Annotated in this window: 20 protein-coding genes; 13 read left to right on the top strand and 7 right to left on the bottom strand. The window is 64.9% G+C overall.

Annotated elements, in window-relative coordinates:
- Positions 1-143 precede the first annotated feature (143 nt).
- The 10 genes from AC6UUM_RS16195 (at position 144) to AC6UUM_RS16150 (ending at position 5,811) form a co-directional block, all read left to right on the top strand.
- Complete coding sequence (locus tag AC6UUM_RS16195) at positions 144-794, top strand: hypothetical protein (protein WP_500803272.1); 651 nt, start codon at positions 144-146, stop codon at positions 792-794.
- Between the two features lie 177 nt (positions 795-971).
- Positions 972-1,439: a 30S ribosomal protein S6 gene (gene rpsF / locus AC6UUM_RS16190; protein WP_500803271.1), complete on the top strand. Its 468-nt coding sequence runs from the start codon at positions 972-974 to the stop codon at positions 1,437-1,439.
- A 13-nt stretch (positions 1,440-1,452) separates the two neighbouring features.
- Positions 1,453-1,677 (top strand): 30S ribosomal protein S18, encoded by a 225-nt coding sequence (gene rpsR, locus AC6UUM_RS16185; protein ID WP_353200558.1) that lies wholly within the window; start codon positions 1,453-1,455, stop codon positions 1,675-1,677.
- Between the two features lie 12 nt (positions 1,678-1,689).
- On the top strand, positions 1,690-2,271 hold the full coding sequence (rplI, locus tag AC6UUM_RS16180) for a 50S ribosomal protein L9 (RefSeq protein ID WP_500803270.1): 582 nt from the start codon (positions 1,690-1,692) through the stop codon (positions 2,269-2,271).
- Between the two features lie 120 nt (positions 2,272-2,391).
- A complete protein-coding gene (locus AC6UUM_RS16175) occupies positions 2,392-2,676 on the top strand; it encodes a DUF3297 family protein (RefSeq protein WP_500803269.1) in 285 nt (94 codons plus the stop codon).
- 55 nt (positions 2,677-2,731) lie between these two features.
- Complete coding sequence (locus AC6UUM_RS16170) at positions 2,732-4,045, top strand: replication-associated recombination protein A (protein ID WP_500803268.1); 1,314 nt, start codon at positions 2,732-2,734, stop codon at positions 4,043-4,045.
- Positions 4,042-4,374, top strand: a complete 333-nt coding sequence (locus AC6UUM_RS16165; RefSeq protein ID WP_500803267.1) for an MmcQ/YjbR family DNA-binding protein — start codon at positions 4,042-4,044, stop codon at positions 4,372-4,374. The genes AC6UUM_RS16170 and AC6UUM_RS16165 overlap by 4 nt, the downstream gene beginning before the upstream one ends.
- Before the next feature lie 71 nt (positions 4,375-4,445).
- Entirely contained in the window at positions 4,446-4,673 is a 228-nt protein-coding gene (locus AC6UUM_RS16160) for a DUF433 domain-containing protein (RefSeq protein WP_500803266.1), read from the top strand.
- A complete protein-coding gene (locus tag AC6UUM_RS16155; RefSeq protein WP_500803265.1) occupies positions 4,670-4,999 on the top strand; it encodes a DUF5615 family PIN-like protein in 330 nt (109 codons plus the stop codon). Before AC6UUM_RS16160 ends, AC6UUM_RS16155 begins: the two co-directional genes overlap by 4 nt.
- The gene (locus tag AC6UUM_RS16150) at positions 4,996-5,811 is read left to right on the top strand and encodes a hypothetical protein (RefSeq protein ID WP_500803264.1); all 816 of its coding nucleotides are present in this window, start codon (positions 4,996-4,998) and stop codon (positions 5,809-5,811) included. The genes AC6UUM_RS16155 and AC6UUM_RS16150 overlap by 4 nt, the downstream gene beginning before the upstream one ends.
- Before the next feature lie 12 nt (positions 5,812-5,823).
- On the opposite strand, the gene AC6UUM_RS16145 is transcribed toward AC6UUM_RS16150, so the two are convergent.
- Entirely contained in the window at positions 5,824-6,378 is a 555-nt protein-coding gene (locus tag AC6UUM_RS16145) for a VOC family protein (RefSeq protein ID WP_500803263.1), read from the bottom strand.
- Between the two features lie 85 nt (positions 6,379-6,463).
- Between AC6UUM_RS16145 and crcB the strand changes: the two genes are divergently transcribed.
- Positions 6,464-6,859, top strand: coding sequence for a fluoride efflux transporter CrcB (gene crcB, locus AC6UUM_RS16140; RefSeq protein ID WP_500803262.1), 396 nt, complete (start codon positions 6,464-6,466; stop codon positions 6,857-6,859).
- A gap of 13 nt (positions 6,860-6,872) precedes the next feature.
- A complete protein-coding gene (locus tag AC6UUM_RS16135) occupies positions 6,873-7,958 on the top strand; it encodes an RluA family pseudouridine synthase (protein ID WP_500803261.1) in 1,086 nt (361 codons plus the stop codon).
- Between the two features lie 11 nt (positions 7,959-7,969).
- Here AC6UUM_RS16135 and AC6UUM_RS16130 read toward each other — a convergent pair whose 3' ends face one another.
- Positions 7,970-8,911 carry a LysR family transcriptional regulator gene (locus AC6UUM_RS16130; RefSeq protein WP_500803260.1) on the bottom strand — a complete coding sequence of 314 codons (942 nt, stop codon included), beginning with the start codon at positions 8,909-8,911 and terminating at the stop codon, positions 7,970-7,972.
- 117 nt (positions 8,912-9,028) lie between these two features.
- On the opposite strand from AC6UUM_RS16130, the gene AC6UUM_RS16125 reads away from it, so the two are divergent.
- Positions 9,029-9,331, top strand: coding sequence for a hypothetical protein (locus tag AC6UUM_RS16125; RefSeq protein WP_500803259.1), 303 nt, complete (start codon positions 9,029-9,031; stop codon positions 9,329-9,331).
- Positions 9,332-9,475: 144 nt separating this feature from the next.
- Here the strand turns inward: AC6UUM_RS16125 and AC6UUM_RS16120 are convergent, their stop codons facing one another.
- From AC6UUM_RS16120 to rpsO, 5 genes are all read right to left on the bottom strand, one after another.
- Positions 9,476-10,726, bottom strand: a complete 1,251-nt coding sequence (locus AC6UUM_RS16120) for an ABC transporter permease (RefSeq protein ID WP_500803258.1) — start codon at positions 10,724-10,726, stop codon at positions 9,476-9,478.
- Complete coding sequence (locus AC6UUM_RS16115; RefSeq protein WP_500803257.1) at positions 10,723-11,436, bottom strand: ABC transporter ATP-binding protein; 714 nt, start codon at positions 11,434-11,436, stop codon at positions 10,723-10,725. The genes AC6UUM_RS16120 and AC6UUM_RS16115 overlap by 4 nt, the downstream gene beginning before the upstream one ends.
- A complete protein-coding gene (locus AC6UUM_RS16110) occupies positions 11,417-12,682 on the bottom strand; it encodes an efflux RND transporter periplasmic adaptor subunit (RefSeq protein ID WP_500803256.1) in 1,266 nt (421 codons plus the stop codon). The genes AC6UUM_RS16115 and AC6UUM_RS16110 overlap by 20 nt, the downstream gene beginning before the upstream one ends.
- Before the next feature lie 184 nt (positions 12,683-12,866).
- On the bottom strand, positions 12,867-15,197 hold the full coding sequence (gene pnp, locus AC6UUM_RS16105) for a polyribonucleotide nucleotidyltransferase (protein ID WP_500803255.1): 2,331 nt from the start codon (positions 15,195-15,197) through the stop codon (positions 12,867-12,869).
- Between the two features lie 150 nt (positions 15,198-15,347).
- The gene (rpsO, locus tag AC6UUM_RS16100) at positions 15,348-15,617 is read right to left on the bottom strand and encodes a 30S ribosomal protein S15 (protein ID WP_500803254.1); all 270 of its coding nucleotides are present in this window, start codon (positions 15,615-15,617) and stop codon (positions 15,348-15,350) included.
- Positions 15,618-15,625 lie beyond the last annotated feature (8 nt).

Raw genomic sequence — 15,625 nt, 5'->3', positions numbered from 1 at the left:
AGCTCCCAGCCGTGATAGGGCATCGACGTCTGCAGAGCCCGCCGTGATGTATCGTGGCATCAAGATCGATCCGATCAATGGCAAGCGTTCGGCCGTGGCCCGCGCCCTGCGCGACGCCTTGAAACTGAAATCGAACCAATCCGATGGCCAGCCCGCCGGCGCGTAGACCTGCTGCGTCGAAGTCGGTCTTCATCAATTGCCCGTTCGATGATGATTTCCGTCCGATCTTGCGGGCAATTGTGTTCACCATCATCCTGTCCGGCTTCCACCCCCGCTGCGCTCTGGATGCAACGGATGGCGCAGAAATTCGGATGAGCAAAGTCGCGCGCATGATTGGCGAATGCGACTGGTGCATTCACGATCTTTCGCGCGTGGAGCTGGCGGCCAATGGCGTGCCGCGCTTCAACATGCCGATGGAGCTTGGCGTGCATATGGGTGCCCGGCTGTTCGGCATTGGCCGTCAACGCCGCAAGCGAGCACTGATCCTTGATTCGCAAGCTCATCGTTATGATGCCTCACTTTCCGATATCAGTGGGCAAGATATCGAAACACACGCCAACGATCCGGATGAGGCCATCCGTGCGGTCAGGAACTGGCTTTCCGAACATCGCCCGCGCACTGCCGCGCCATTGCCGGGGGTGGATGCCATGCAGGGCGATCATCAGTTGTTTCAGATTGAGGTTGGCGAATTGCTGGCGGCCCGCCGGCTAGACCCGCTGGCACGTTTGACTCACAGCGATTTCATGTTCGCCGTTCGGGATTGGGTTGCGGCGCGGGCCGGGGCTCTGGGTTAGGGCGTGCATCATCTGCAAGATGCCCCCGTTGCTGGTGGGGCGGAATCGCTTGCCTTCCCCCGTTCCTTCCGTCATACGCCCCGCTTCACCGGGCCGGGCATGACCTCGCGCGGTGAAGAAGCAAGCCGGAGGGGCGTTCGCATGGGGCGGCGTCAGCGATCGGTACAGGAGAGATGCATGCCGTTTTACGAGCATGTCTTCCTCGCGCGACAGGACCTGACCACAGCTCAGGTCGAAGCGCTGACGGAAGGCTTTACGAAGGTTTTGACCGACAACAAGGGCAGTGTCGCCGGCACCGAATATTGGGGCCTGCGCACCTTGGCCTATCGCATCGCCAAGAACCGCAAGGCGCATTATGTGATGCTGACCATCGATGCCCCGCCGGCTGCCGTGGCCGAAATGGAGCGCCAGGTTGGCCTCAACGAAGATGTCGTGCGTTCGATGACCATCCGCATCGATGCGCTGCCCACCGAACCGTCGGCGATGACCCGCCGTGGCGGTGAGCGCGAAGGCGGCCGTGAAGGTGGTCGTGAAGACCGTCCGCGCGGCGACCGTGATGGTCCCAGAGGCGATCGTGGTGATCGTGGCGACCGTGGTGATCGGGGCGGCGAACGCCCGCGCCGCGAACCGCGCGCAGCGTATTAAGGGGAGAATGTAGATGGGACGTCCGTTCTTCCGTCGCCGCAAGTCGTGCCCGTTCGCGGGTCCGAATGCGCCTGCCATCGATTACAAGGATGTGCGCTTGCTGCAGGGCTTTGTCTCTGAACGTGGCAAGATCGTGCCGGCCCGCATCACCGCGGTGTCGGGCAAGAAGCAGCGCGAGCTGGCCAAGGCCATCAAGCGCGCCCGCCATCTGGGCCTGCTGCCCTATCTCGTGAAGTAAGGAGCAGCTGCCATGCATGTGATTCTGCTCGAACGCGTTGAAAAGCTGGGGACCATTGGCGATGTCGTCAATGTGAAGCCGGGCTTTGCACGCAACTTCCTGTTGCCGCGCGGCAAGGCGCTGCGCGCCACCGAAGCCAACAAGAAGCGCTTTGAAAACGACCGCGCCCGCATCGAGGCTGACAACGCCAAGCGGCGTGACATCGCCCGGTCCGAATCGAAGGACATCGAAGGCGCCAGCGTGGTGATGATCCGCGCAGCGTCGGCCACGGGCCAGCTTTACGGTTCGGTCGCCGCCCGCGATCTCGCCGAAGCGCTGACCAGCGGCGGCCACAAGGTGACCAAGGCCCAGATCGTGCTCGACAAGCCGATCAAGAACCTGGGCGTGCACGACGTGAAGGTCGCGCTGCACCCGGAAGTGATGGTGATGGTCAAGGTCAACATCGCCCGCTCGGCCGAAGAAGCCGAGTTGCAGGCGGCCGGGGTGGATATCAATGCCACCGCCGAGCGTGAGGAAGCCGGCTTCACCGAAGCCTATGATCCGAACGCCGAACCCGGCACGATCGTGGTGGACGAAGAGCCGGCCGAAGGCTGAGCCGTTTCACCGGAACCATGAGGGGGCCGCTGGCAAACGCCGGCGGCCCCTTTTGTTTTTGGCTGGCGGCGCAGGGCCGTTTTTCTTGCCGACTGCAGCGTGCGCGCTTAAGAGCGCGCCATGACTGATCAGCCAGAAACCCCGGAAACCCCGGACACCGCACCCGCGCCCACCGATACGCCACCGGATCGCCTCTCGGTCAATCCGCGCAGCGAATATCATGATTGGGATCTGCTGCGCCGCGGCGTCGGTATCCGCTTCAACGGTGCGGAGCGCACCAACGTCGAAGAATATTGCGTCTCCGAAGGCTGGATCCGCGTCGCTGCCGGCAAAAGCCTTGATCGCAAGGGCAATCCGCTCACCCTGAAGCTGACCGGCACGGTCGAGGCCTGGTACAAGAGCTGAAGGCTTGCGCCCAGAATCCTTGCGCTCCAGCAGTGTTGGCGAGACAAGCGCAGCCATGGATTTGTTCGGCAGCACCGAGACCACCACCGCGGGCACGGCTCCGCTCGCCGAGCAGCTGCGCCCGGCGACCCTGGCTGCGGTCGTCGGCCAGCCGCATCTGACCGGCCCGGATGGCGCCATCACCCGCATGGTGGCGGGCGGCAGCTTGTCCAGCCTGATCCTGTGGGGGCCGCCGGGGACGGGCAAGACGACGATCGCGCGCCTGCTGGCCGATGTGGTGGGCATGCGCTTTGTGGCGATTTCGGCGGTTTTTGCCGGGGTGGCCGATCTGAAGAAACTGTTTGCCGAGGCCCGTGCTGCGCCGGCGCGCACCTTGCTGTTCGTGGACGAAATCCATCGCTTCAACCGCGCCCAGCAGGATGGTTTCCTGGGCCCAATGGAGGATGGCACCATCACGCTGGTCGGCGCGACAACAGAAAACCCCAGCTTTGAATTGAACGCCGCCATCCTGTCCCGCGCCCGCGTGCTGATCGTGCGGCGGCTGGATGAAGCGGCGCTGGCCGATCTGCTGGCCCGCGCCGAAGCCCATGCCGGCCGCGCGTTGCCGGTGACGGACGAAGCCCGCGCTGCACTGATCGCCTCGGCCGATGGCGATGGGCGCTTCCTGCTCGGCCAGGCCGAAAGCCTGTTTGCGATTGCTGCGCCTGAACCGATGGCGCCGACCGAACTGGCGGCCTTCCTGCACCGCCGCATGCCGGTGTACGACAAGGATCGCGAAGGCCATTACGGGCTGATCTCGGCGCTGCACAAAAGCCTGCGCGGTTCTGATCCCGATGCCGCGCTCTATTGGCTGGCGCGCATGCTGGTGGCCGGTGAAGAGCCGCTCTATCTGCTGCGCCGGCTGGTGCGCTTTGCCAGCGAGGATGTGGGTCTCGCCGATTCCAACGCGCTGCGCGTGTGCCTGGATGCGAAGGATGCGTTTGATTTCCTGGGCTCGCCAGAGGGCGAACTGGCGATCGTCCACGCCTGCCTCTATCTGGCCACCGCACCCAAATCCAACGCTGCTTATGTCGCCCAGAAAGCCGCGATGAAACTGGCTGCCGACACCGGTTCGCTCACCCCGCCTGCGCATATCCTGAATGCGCCGACGCGGCTGATGAAGGAACTGGGCTATGGCAAGGGCTATGCCTATGATCACGATGCGCCCGATGGCTTTTCGGGCCAGGATTATTGGCCCGATGGCATGGCCGGGCAGACGCTGTACGTGCCAAGCCCACGCGGCGCCGAAGCGCGCATCGCCGAACGGCTGGCCGAATGGGCCAGACGACGTGAAGATCTGCGGCGGGCCGAGAAGCGGGGCCAGACATGACGGCGGAAGAGGTGATGGACATTGGCCTGGCGCTGCCGGGCGCCACACGCGGCACCAGCTATGGCCGCGATGCCGTTCTGGTGCGCGGCAAGATGTTCGTCTGTGCCGGCAAGGAAGATGATCACTTCGTATTGCGCGCGACGCTGGACGAGATCGACATGCTGATTGCCAGCGATCCCGACTGTTTTTACCAGACACCGCATTATGTTGGCTGGCCGGCGGTCCTGGTGCGCCATGCCGCCGCCGATCCCGAACGGATTGCGGTGCTGGTCGAGCGGGCCTGGGCTGGCCGCGCTTCAGCGGCGCAGCGCAAGGCGCGCGGGTTGTGAGCTTGTTGGGCAGGGATGGCGCGCGTCTTCACAGCTTGGCGCTTGGGCGGGCAGGGGCTATATTGGTGCCCATGTCCGCCGTGAACCGCATTGAGTCCCGTTCCGACCTGCTCGGCGGCAAGCCCTGCGTGGCCGGTACGCGGATGCCGGTGCGTGATGTGCTGGCGTATCTGGCTGCGGGCGACAGTGTTGATGATCTGGTTGCGGCGTTTCCCTATCTGTCACGCGAAGACGTGATGGCGTGCCTCGCCTATGCTGCCGAGTTGGCAGACCATCCGCTGGTTATCGCGGCTGAATGAAGTTCCTGATTGATGCGCAGCTGCCGCCGGCCTTGGCTGTGCACTTGCGAGCGCTCGGCCATGATGCTGTCCACGTGACGGACATCCTGCCCGGAAACGCTCCCGATACGGCGCTGATCGATCATGCTGCAGCCAATGCCATGGCCATCATCAGCAAGGATGCCGATTTCGTGCAGTTGGTTGGGCAAGCGCGGCGGCCGGTGCCGCTGGTGTGGGTGCGGTTGGGAAATTGTTCAACGGCAACGCTGGTCGCTCGCCTGGTCGGCAGCATCGATGCGATCGTGCAGGCACTCGCCAAAGGCGAACCGATCGTGGAGTTTCGGTGAGGTTCACCCGCTTTGTCGGTATCGACTGGTCGGGCGCGAAAGGAGCACGGCATCCATCGATCCAGATTGCTGTATGTGCGGCCGGTGATGGGCCGCCCGAGCTGGTTGTGCCGCCGGGTGGCGTGTGGTCGCGCAGTGCAGCGCTCGATTGGCTGGGCGGTCTGACGGGCGATGTGCTCGTGGGCATGGATGCCGGCTTCGGTTTTGCCGCGGTGCCGCCATTTGACCAGCCGGCCCGCGATCTGTGGGCCGAGATCGAGGCGGTGTGCGCCGGCGAGGTGGATCTGGGCGCCCATGGCTATATCGCGCATCGCCGCGAATCCTTCTGGCTGGGTGCGGCTGACGGCCCGCGCCAGCTGCGCGCGCATCTGCGGCTGACGGAACAGGTCTACAAGGCCAGCGGGCTGGGCGTGCCGACATCGAATTTCGTGCTCTTGGGTGCGTCCCAGGTCGGCAAGGCGACGCTGACCGCGATGCGCTTGCTGCATCGGCTCGCTTGGCCGGTGTGGCCGTTTGATCCGCTGCCCGCCGCCGGCCCGGTCATCCTGGAAATCTATGCGCAGGCCTTCGCGCGGCTGGCCGGCTTTCGCGGCAAGTTGCGCGATGGGGAGAGCCTCGATCTGGCGCTCGCCCGCCATGGCAGCCGGCCCATGCCGGGCGGCTTTCCGGCCATCTTTCCTGATCATATCGGCGATGCCATCGTCACGGCGGCCGGCTTGCGCGCCATCGCGCATCAACCGCACTGGTGGCAGCCGCCGGCGCTGACGCCGGCGATCGCCGCGACCGAAGGCTGGACGTTCGGGGTCGTTTAGGGGGCAGCCCCCTCAATGCATCGCTGGCGGGAAGGTCGCCGGGCCGTCGGGTTGGGTCAGGAGTTCGGCCTCTGTCGCGCCGGCCTCGAAGCGGGCGAGCAGGTCTTCGGGATCGAAGGCGACGCCGATGGGGTTGGCGGCGAATTGCGGCCCGGTGATGAAGGTGGCCGCTTCACCGGGGGGCAAGGCCTCGACCTGGAATTCGGTCTGGTTGCCATCGGGATCGGCATAATAGAGCGACAGGGTCAGTCCGTGGTGGACGGGCCAGACGGGCAGGATGTCAGCGGCCTTCAGATCGCGATAGCGGGTGAGCAGGGCGGCGGCGCTGGGCAGCGTCCAGGCGATGTGGTTGACGCCGATGTCGCCGCGGATGCCAGGCCCGCCGGGCGCAATGATGTCCAGATTGAGGAAGGCGAAGCGGTGATGCTCGTCATCGAAGGTCATGAAGGTCATCGCCGGATTGGCGTGCACCGGGCGGGCGCCGAAGACCTTGGCATACCAATCGACCATGGCCGTCATCTGGCGGGTCTGCGCGACGAAATGGGCGATCTGTGGCTGGCTGGTCATGCTTGTTTCCCCCCGGTGTCTGGCGGGCATGGTGGGGCGCGGCGGCGTGATTGGCAAGGTTTGCGCATTGGCCTATGGGGTGGGCATGAACGGCGCGGCCACCTTTTCCCAAATGTTGCTGGTGGCATTGGGCGGCGCGCTGGGTTCGGTGCTACGCTATGGTGTGGGCCGCTGGGTGATCGGGCTGACCGGCCCCGGTTTTCCGTCCGGCACGCTGGCTGTGAACATATTGGGCGGCCTGTTGATGGGCCTGCTCGCCGGCTGGCTGGCGCGGATGGATGACGGGGTGGAGGGCTTGCGCCTGCTGCTCGGGGTCGGCGTGCTCGGCGGCTTCACCACCTTTTCGGCGTTCAGCCTGGAAGTTTACAACATGATCATTCGCGCCGAAATCGCGCTTGCGGCAGCCTATGCCATCTCCAGCACCGCGGGCAGTGTGCTCGCCGTGCTGGCCGGTGTGTGGCTGATGCGGAGCCCCGCCTGATGAAAGCTTTCTGATGCCCAATGCCATCATTGCCGAGGATGACGACGGCATCCGCCTCGATCGCTGGTTCCAACGCCACAACGCCGAAGTGACGTTCAACATCGTGTCGCGTTGGTCGAAAACCGGCGCGGTGCGGCTGGATGGCGCCAAGGTCGGGCCGGGGGACCGTGTCAGCGCCGGGCAAGCGCTCGCCTGGCCAGATGTGCTGCCCGAACCGGCGACACCCCGCCCGGTGGAGAAGGTCCGCCCGCCGCTGCACCCTGATCAGATCGATTACATGCGGTCGATGGTGATCCACATGGATGCCCATGCCATCGTGATCAACAAGCCGCCCGGCCTCGCCACGCAGGGTGGCACCGGCATTTCGACCAGTGTCGATGCCATGCTGGATGCGTTGCAATTTGATGCTGCCGCCCGCCCGCGTCTGGTGCACCGGTTGGACAAGGACACGTCGGGCGCGCTGCTGCTCGCCCGCACCGCGCGCGCTGCGGCGTTTTTCAGCAAGGAATTTGCCGGGCGCGAGGCGAAGAAGACCTATTGGGCGCTGACGCTCGGCGTGCCGGAAATCCGTTCCGGCACCATCGATGCGGCGATTTCGAAGCAGCCCGGCAGCGGTGGCGAGAAGATGCATGTCGATCCCGAAACCGGGCTGAAGGCCAAGACGCGCTATCGGGTGGTGGACAAGGCCGCGGCGCGCGCCGCCTGGGTGGAGTTTCAACCGCTGACGGGGCGCACCCACCAGATCCGCGTGCATGCCGCCGCCATCAGCCACCCGTTGATCGGCGATGGCAAATATGGCGGCAAAGAAAGCTATCTGACCGGCGGGATCAGCCGCAAGCTGCATCTGCACAGCCGGCGGCTGGTGATCGCCATGCCGGATGGCGGCACGCTTGACATCAAGGCCGACATGCCCAGCCACATGGCCGAAAGCTTTGCCATGCTGGGCTTTGATCTGGCGCTGGGGGATTACGAGGAACCGCCGCCCCCGCCGCCGCCCAAGAAACTGCCGCGCCGGCTTTCGTCTGCCACCAGCGGCAACCGTCGCGGCGAGCGGCGATCGCGCGGGTCAGTGGCAGAGGCGCCGCCGCGGCGGAAATAGGAGCCGCCCGCTCAGTGCGCCAGATGGGGTAGCCGCCCGTCGGCCAGGGCGGCCTTCAGAAAATCGATGAAAGCGCGCAGCTTGGGCAGCACCTGGGCGTGGCCGGGATAGTGCAGGAACAGGCCGGGGCTGGTCGGCGCCAGATGATCGAGCACGGTCTCCAGTCGGCCATCGGCGATCTGCTGTTCCACAAGCGGGCCACTGATCTGCGCCAGGCCCAGCCCGCGTTCGACCAGTGCGCCTACTGTGCTGTAATCATTGACGATGATGCGGCCCTTCACATTGACCTCGACGCCGCGGTTGCCGTCGCTGAACCGCCATGGGAACAGGCCGCCACTGCCGCTGAGGCGCTGGCGGATGCAATTATGGTGTTTCAGGTCAGCCAGCGTCTGCGGCCGGCCATGGGTTTCGAAATAGGCGGGCGTCGCGACGATCACGTAACGGAACGGCGTGGAGAGGCGCACGCTGATCATGTCCGCCTCCAGCAGCTCGCCGATGCGGATGCCGGCATCATGGCCGCTGGCCGCCAGATCGACGATGGCATCTTCGGCGATGATTTCCACATCGACCTCGGGATAGGCGCTGCAGAAATCGGCCAGGATCGGCTCGATCACCAGCCGCACCACGGCGCGCGGCATGTTCAGCCGCAGCAGGCCTGACGGGCGGGCGCCGAGCGTGCCGGCATCGGCCCAGGCGGCATTCAGGCTGGCCCAGGCCGGCACCGCCTGGGCGTGGAAGCGCAGGCCCGCCTCGGTCAGGCCGACCGAGCGTGTGGTGCGGATGAACAGCGGCACGCCGATCCGGTCTTCCATCTGGCGGATGGTCTGGCTGATGGCGGATGGGGAGACGCCCAGATCCTCGGCGGCGGCGCGGAAGGATCGACGTTCGGCAACGCGCAGGAAGGCTTCGAGGCCGTCGAGGAGGTTGCGGGGGATTATATAGTCCTGCTTCATGGGGCGACCATTATTATGCGGATTATCTTGTCTCTGAGTGTGACTTAAAACTTGTTCATCGGCAACCCCAACCGGCACCCCCCGCCGGCAACCCGATCACAAGAAGGACCCCGGACCATGATCACCAGCTTCAACCTCGACCGCATCACCCTCGTTGGCCTGGCCATGGCCGGCCTGCTGCCCTTCCTGGCGCTGAGCCCGGCACCTGCCCAGGCGGCGCCCGTCGATTGTGCCGCGCAAGCCGCCGCGGTGCGCAGCCAGGCCGAAACCGCCGATCCCAAGGCTGCCGCCCGCGCCCTGAAGGCCGTGCGCCTCGCCGAGAAGATCTGCGCCGAAGGCGGCAGCTTCGAAGCGGGCAAGAAATTCGCCCAGGCGCGCGCACAGCTCGACACCGGCGTGCAGCTGGCCGCGCGTCGCTGAACGACGCCACTGAACGACGCCACTGAACGACGCCGCTGAACGACGTCGCTGAACGACGCCGCTGAGCCACACCGCTTCTGGCCCCACCAGAGCTGGGCCGCGCTTCCAAACGGAGGCGCGGCCCATTTTTCTTGGAGCGCCGTCTTACTCGGTGCGCAGCGCTTCGATCGGGGACAGGCGGGAGGCGCGGATGGCGGGGTAGCCGCCAAAGACCAGGCCGATGACGCCGGAGAAGGCGATGGCGAGCAGGGCGGTTTGCCAGCCGATGGGGGCGGGGAAATCGGCGACTTGCTGGAAGATGGCGGCGGCGGTCATGGCCAGCCCCAGGCCGATGGCGCCGCCGATGATGCAGAGCACGGCGGCTTCGACAAGAAACTGGTTGCGGATATCGCGGCGCTTGCCGCCCAGCGCCATGCGCAGGCCGATTTCACGCGTGCGCTCGGTCACGCTGACCAGCATGATGTTCATGATGCCGATGCCACCCACCAGCAGCGAGATGGAGGCGATGGCAACAAGCACGGCCTGGAAAATCTGCGTCACTTGGCCCGAAGTTTCGGCGATTTCGGTGGTGGTGCGCACCGTGAAGGGCGTGATCTTGCCCTTGGACACCTGATAACGGGCGCGCAGCAGGGTCTTGATCTCCTTGTCGCCGGCCACCAGCGATTCTTCGTCTTCAAAGCCGACGAACAGCAGGGTGACATCGTCCGGCCCTTGCGCCGCGGTGGTGGACAGCCGCTGGCGCAAGGTGGAGATCGGCAGGATGATCTGATCATCATTGTCGTTGCCCAGGCTGCTGCCCTTGCTTTCGAGCAGGCCGATGATGGTGAACGGCACGCGGTTGATGCGCACGCTTTGGCCGATGGGATTGTTATCAAGAAACAATTTGTTGGCCACGGTCTGGCCGATCACCACCACGCGGGCGGCGGCAGCGACATCGCTTTGCGTGAGGAAGCGGCCATCGGATGTGGTGAGATTGGAAATGCGGGCATAATCGGCGTTGGAGCCGGTGGCCTGGGTGGTGGCGCTGCGCCCGCCCGTCACCATTTGCACACTGCTGCGAAGTTGCGGGGCGACGGCACTGACACCGGGGATCTGGCGGGCGATGGCTTCGCCATCCCGTTCGGTGAGGCGGCCACGGTCGCCGAGGCGGGACGGGCCGCCCTCGCGTTCGGGTTCGGGCAGCACGATGGCCATGTTGGAGCCCAATGTGGCGATCTGCTGGTTCACGGACACCTGCGCGCCGTTGCCCACCGCCACGGCCAGGATCACCGAAAACACCCCGATCATCACGCCCAGCGTGGTGAGGATGGAGCGCATCAAGTTGGTGCGCAGCGCGGTGATCGCCTCGGCGACATTCACGCCCGCGCCGGCAATGGCCTTGAACAGCGCGCTCATTGGGCGCGAGCCCGGCGGCGGCCCGAGACGGCGGCATCCTCGATCACTTGGCCGTCGCGGAACAGGATGCGGCGGGCGGCATATTCGGCGATGTCCGGCTCGTGCGTGACCACGACCAGCGTGATGCCGTCGTCGTTCAGTTTCTGGAAGATGCCCATGATATCCAGCGACGTCTGGGTATCCAGCGCGCCGGTGGGTTCATCGGCCAGCAGGATCAACGGGTTGGTGACGAGCGCGCGGGCAATGGCGACGCGCTGTTGCTGGCCGCCCGACAATTTGGCCGGCGTGTTCTGCATCCGGTTGGCGAGGCCCATGGCCTCCAGCTTGGCCTGCGCCCGTGCCCGCCGCTCTGCATGGCCGACGCCGGCATAGATCAGCGGCAGCGCGACATTGTCGAGCGCACTGGTGCGGGCGAGCAGATTGAACTGCTGGAACACAAAGCCGATCTTGCGGTTGCGGATTTCGGCCAGGGCATCGCTGTCCAGGCTTTTCGTGTCGATCCCGTCCAGCTTCAGCGTGCCTGATGTCGGCACATCCAGGCAGCCGATCAGGTTCATGAAGGTGGATTTGCCCGATCCGCTGGCGCCCATGATCGCGACGAACTCGCCGCGCTGGATGGTGAGGGACACACGGTTGACCGCGTGCACCAGCTCACCGCCGATCACATAATCCTTCACCAGATCATGGGTTTCAAGCAGCGGCGCTGTCATCGTCGTCCGTGTCTTCGGTTTCGGCCTTGGGCTTCAGCGATTTGGTACGCACCAGGACCTTATCGCCAACCTTGAGCCCCGACAGGATTTCGGTGTGGTCATCGCCTTGCAGACCGATCTGCACCACGCGCCGAACGGGCTTGTAGGCATCGGCGCCGGCAATCCACACGGTCGGGCTGGGCTTGGCGGTTTTCGCCTCTGCCAAAGCTGGTTCGCCGCGGTCAGCCACCTTGGGGCGGAAGCGCAATGCCGTGGTGGGCACGCGCAGCACCGCTGCTTTCGTGCCGGTGATGATTTCGACATTGGCGGTCATGCCGGGCAGCAACTTGCCATCGAGATTGTCGACATCGATGATCACCAGATAGCTGACGACATTCTGGGTTTCGACCGGCGCCTTGCGCACCTGGCGCACCACGGCGCGAAACACCGTATCGGGATAGCTGTCCACCGTGAAGGCGACCTTCTGGCCGGGGGCGATCTGGCCGATGTCGGCTTCGTCCACCGAGGCCTCGACCTGCATCCTGGTGATGTCGGCGGCGATTTCGAACAAGTTGGGCGTCTGGAAACTGGCGGCGACGGTGGTGCCGGGTTCGACCAGCTTGTTGATGATCACGCCGCTGGCGGGCGCCACGATCACCGTGCGTTTCAGATCAAGCTGCGCCGATGACAGCTCGGCCGTTGCCTGCTTGATCTGGGCATTGCTGCTCTGGATCTGGGCGGCAGCGACATCCACGGCGTTGCGGGCGGTGTTCAGCCTGGTCTGTGCAAGATCGAGATTGGCCTTCGATACATAGCCGCGTTCGGCCAGCTCGCGTTGCCGCGCATATTCGCGTTGCTGGATTTCCAGCTCCAGACGGGCGCGTGCGAGATTGGCCAGCGTCTGCTGCAACCCGGCCTGGGCCAGCGCGACCTGGGCTTCGGATTGCTGGGTGCGGGCGCGCACGCGGGTGACATCGATTTCGGCCAGCACCTGGCCTGCCTTCACCGGCGAATTGAAATCGACATACACTTTGGTGATCTGGCCCGACACTTCGGTGCCGACCTTGATGGTGCCCAGCGCGCGCAGCTTGCCGCTGGCCGAAACCTTGCGCAGCACATCGCCGCGATCGGCGGCTTCGCTGACATATGCATAGGCACGTGGGGTCGGCCGGACGCTGAACCAGGTGGTGGCCAGCAACGCCAACGCGATCATCGCCGACCAGAGCGGGTGGCGCTTGATCCATGCGCGCAGTTTCGTCAGCATCATGATCTTTCGGATATTCAGCGTGTATTAGTTACGTATAACGGCGGTGATAGCGCTTGGCGAGGGCAAAATTGACGGCCTGGCAGAATATGAGGGGCTGGCCCGCTTCAACAGAAGTGCAAACAGCAAAAAGGCCGCGCTTCCAGGTGGAAGCGCGGCCCCTTTCTGGCCCTGAAGGCCGGCAGCGTCAGTCGTTGCCGCCGGTCAGGAAGTTGGGCAGGCCACCGGGCTCGCCCTCATTGCTTTCGGCTTCGCGCGGGCGGCGTTCGCCGCCACCATCACGACGGGGGCCGCGGTCGTCACGGCGCGGACCACGGTCACGGTCGCCGTCGCGGCGCGGGCCGCGATCACCATCACGGCGCGGACCACGATCACCGCGCGGGCCGCGATCGTCGCCACCTTCACGCGGTGGGCGGGTGTCCGGCAGTTCCTCGCCGGTTTCCTGATCGACCAGACGCATCGACAGCTTCACCTTGCCGCGATCATCGATGCCGAGCACCTTGACCTTGACCTGCTGGCCGTCGGTCAGCACGTCCTTGACGTTGGCCACACGCTCGTTCTTGATTTCCGAGATGTGCACCAGGCCATCCTTGGCGCCCATGAAGTTCACGAACGCGCCGAAATCGGCCATGTTCACGACCTTGCCGGTGTAGATCTTGCCCACCTCGGCTTCCATGGTGATGCCTTCGATCCACTTGCGGGCGGCGGCAATCTGGGCCGGATCGCTGCTGCTGATCTTCACCGTGCCATCGTCTTCGATATCGACCTTGGCGCCGGTGGTGGCGACGATCTCGCGGATCACCTTGCCGCCGGTGCCGATGATGTCGCGAATCTTGTCCTTGGGCACCTGCATCGATTCGATGCGCGGGGCGTGGGCGGACAGGCCTTCACGGGTGCTGTCGAGCGCCTTGGCCATTTCGCCCAGGATATGCTCGCGGCCGGCCTTCGCCTGATCGAGCGCGACGCGCATGATCTCTTCGGTGATGCCGGCGACCTTGATGTCCATCTGAAGGCTGGTGACGCCTTCGGTGGTGCCGGCGACCTTGAAGTCCATGTCGCCCAGATGATCTTCATCACCCAGGATGTCGGAGAGGACGGCGAAGTCCTTCCCTTCCAGAATCAGCCCCATGGCGATGCCGGCGCACGGGCGCTTCAGCGGCACGCCAGCGTCCATCAACGCCAGTGAGCCACCGCAGACGGTCGCCATCGAGGACGAGCCATTCGACTCGGTGATGTCGGCCAGCACGCGGACGGTGTAAGGGAATTCTTCCTTGGCCGGCAGCAGCGGATGCAGTGCCCGCCAGGCCAGCTTGCCATGGCCGACTTCGCGGCGGCCCGGCGCGCCGAAGCGGCCGACTTCACCCACCGAATAGGGGGGGAAGTTGTAGTGCAGCATGAAGCGTTCATAGCGCAGACCATCGAGGCCATCGATCATCTGTTCGGCATCGGCCGTGCCCAGCGTCGTGGTAACGATGGCCTGGGTTTCGCCGCGGGTGAACAGCGCCGAACCATGGGTGCGTGGCAGGAAGCCGACCATGGCTTCGATCGGGCGAACCGTCTTGGTGTCGCGGCCATCGATGCGGCGGCCTTCGGAGAGGATGGCGCCGCGCACGATGGCGGCTTCCAGCTTCTTGAACAGCTTGCCGGCCTTCATCTGCTCCTGCGGCGTACCGCCGGCGAACACCGCCTTGGCCTTGGCCTTGGCTTCGGCCAGCGCATTCTGGCGATCGGACTTGCCGCGCAGGCGATAGGCGGCATCGATGTCGGCGCCGATGGCGTCCTTCAACGTGGCCAGCATCGCCTTGTCGTCGGTGATGCTCAGATCCCAGGGATCCTTGGCGGCCTTTTCGGCGAGGCGGATGATGGCATCGATCACCGGCTGGATGGAGCGATGCGCGAACATCACGCCGTTCAGCATTTCGGCTTCCGAAAGCTCCTTGGCTTCGGATTCGACCATCATCACCGCATCGGCGGTGCCGGCGACGACGAGATCGAGGCTGCCGTCCTTCACCTGGGTCTTGGTGGGGTTCAGGATATATTCGCCATCGATGTAACCGACGCGGGCGCCGGCGATGGGGCCCATGAACGGCACGCCCGACAGGGTGAGCGCAGCCGACGCCGCGATCAGCGCCAGGATATCGCCTTCGGCTTCGCCATCATAGCTGAGCACATGGGCAATCACGTTGATTTCGTTATAGAAACCTTCGGGAAACAGCGGGCGCAGCGGGCGATCGATCAGGCGGCTGGTGAGCGTTTCATGCTCGGTGGCGCCGCGTTCGCGCTTGAAGAAGCCGCCGGGTATGCGGCCGGCAGCCGAATATTTTTCCTGATAGTGAACGGTGAGCGGGAAGAAATCCTGCCCTTCCTTCACCGACTTGGCGGCGGTGACAGCGCACAGCACCACGGTTTCGCCAAGGGTGGCGACAACGGCGGCATCGGCCTGGCGGGCAATGCGGCCGGTTTCCAGGGTCAGCTTGCGGCCGCCCCACATCAGTTCTTCTTTATGAATGGTGAACATGGTCTTCTTCTTTTCCTGGCGACAGGCCCGATTGCCGGCCGCCAACAGCGTGTGTGCCGCCCTTTGTGGCGGCGCCGGCGTGCCCACGCGAATTCGTGGGGCACCGGATAAACGAACGGCCCCCGGTTGGGGGCCGTTCCGGTTGTGGGCTTACTTGCGCAGGCCCAGCTTGGCGATCAGCGCGGTATAGCGCGCCAAATCCTTGCGTTTCAGATAATCGAGCAGCGAACGGCGCTTGTTGACCAGCACCAGAAGGCCGCGCCGGGAGTGATTGTCCTTGGCGTGCGTCTTGAAATGCTCGGTCAGATTGGCGATGCGTTCCGACAGGATGGCGACCTGGACTTCCGGGGAACCGGTGTCATTGGCGCTCTGGGCGTTGCCGCTGATGATTTCAGCCTTGCGTTCGGTGGTGACCGACATCGTGGTAC

The organism is Sandarakinorhabdus sp., from assembly GCF_987265915.1.
The sequence above is the reverse complement of the archived record's forward strand: the minus strand, read 5'-3'. Positions and strand labels throughout refer to the sequence as shown.

Bases quoted from the DNA above. Each gene is read 5' to 3' on its own strand.
- rpsR (WP_353200558.1), top strand. From the start codon at position 1,453: ATGGGACGTCCGTTCTTCCGTCGCCGCAAGTCGTGCCCGTTCGCGGGT.
- AC6UUM_RS16160 (WP_500803266.1), top strand. From the start codon at position 4,446: ATGTCCGCCGTGAACCGCATTGAGTCCCGTTCCGACCTGCTCGGCGGC.
- rpsF (WP_500803271.1), top strand. From the start codon at position 972: ATGCCGTTTTACGAGCATGTCTTCCTCGCGCGACAGGACCTGACCACA.
- AC6UUM_RS16125 (WP_500803259.1), top strand. From the start codon at position 9,029: ATGATCACCAGCTTCAACCTCGACCGCATCACCCTCGTTGGCCTGGCC.
- AC6UUM_RS16130 (WP_500803260.1), bottom strand. From the start codon at position 8,911: ATGAAGCAGGACTATATAATCCCCCGCAACCTCCTCGACGGCCTCGAA.
- AC6UUM_RS16165 (WP_500803267.1), top strand. From the start codon at position 4,042: ATGACGGCGGAAGAGGTGATGGACATTGGCCTGGCGCTGCCGGGCGCC.
- AC6UUM_RS16145 (WP_500803263.1), bottom strand. From the start codon at position 6,378: ATGACCAGCCAGCCACAGATCGCCCATTTCGTCGCGCAGACCCGCCAG.
- AC6UUM_RS16155 (WP_500803265.1), top strand. From the start codon at position 4,670: ATGAAGTTCCTGATTGATGCGCAGCTGCCGCCGGCCTTGGCTGTGCAC.
- AC6UUM_RS16135 (WP_500803261.1), top strand. From the start codon at position 6,873: ATGCCCAATGCCATCATTGCCGAGGATGACGACGGCATCCGCCTCGAT.
- AC6UUM_RS16195 (WP_500803272.1), top strand. From the start codon at position 144: ATGGCCAGCCCGCCGGCGCGTAGACCTGCTGCGTCGAAGTCGGTCTTC.
- AC6UUM_RS16170 (WP_500803268.1), top strand. From the start codon at position 2,732: ATGGATTTGTTCGGCAGCACCGAGACCACCACCGCGGGCACGGCTCCG.
- rplI (WP_500803270.1), top strand. From the start codon at position 1,690: ATGCATGTGATTCTGCTCGAACGCGTTGAAAAGCTGGGGACCATTGGC.
- rpsO (WP_500803254.1), bottom strand. From the start codon at position 15,617: ATGTCGGTCACCACCGAACGCAAGGCTGAAATCATCAGCGGCAACGCC.
- AC6UUM_RS16120 (WP_500803258.1), bottom strand. From the start codon at position 10,726: ATGAGCGCGCTGTTCAAGGCCATTGCCGGCGCGGGCGTGAATGTCGCC.
- AC6UUM_RS16175 (WP_500803269.1), top strand. From the start codon at position 2,392: ATGACTGATCAGCCAGAAACCCCGGAAACCCCGGACACCGCACCCGCG.
- AC6UUM_RS16115 (WP_500803257.1), bottom strand. From the start codon at position 11,436: ATGACAGCGCCGCTGCTTGAAACCCATGATCTGGTGAAGGATTATGTG.
- pnp (WP_500803255.1), bottom strand. From the start codon at position 15,197: ATGTTCACCATTCATAAAGAAGAACTGATGTGGGGCGGCCGCAAGCTG.
- AC6UUM_RS16110 (WP_500803256.1), bottom strand. From the start codon at position 12,682: ATGATGCTGACGAAACTGCGCGCATGGATCAAGCGCCACCCGCTCTGG.
- crcB (WP_500803262.1), top strand. From the start codon at position 6,464: ATGAACGGCGCGGCCACCTTTTCCCAAATGTTGCTGGTGGCATTGGGC.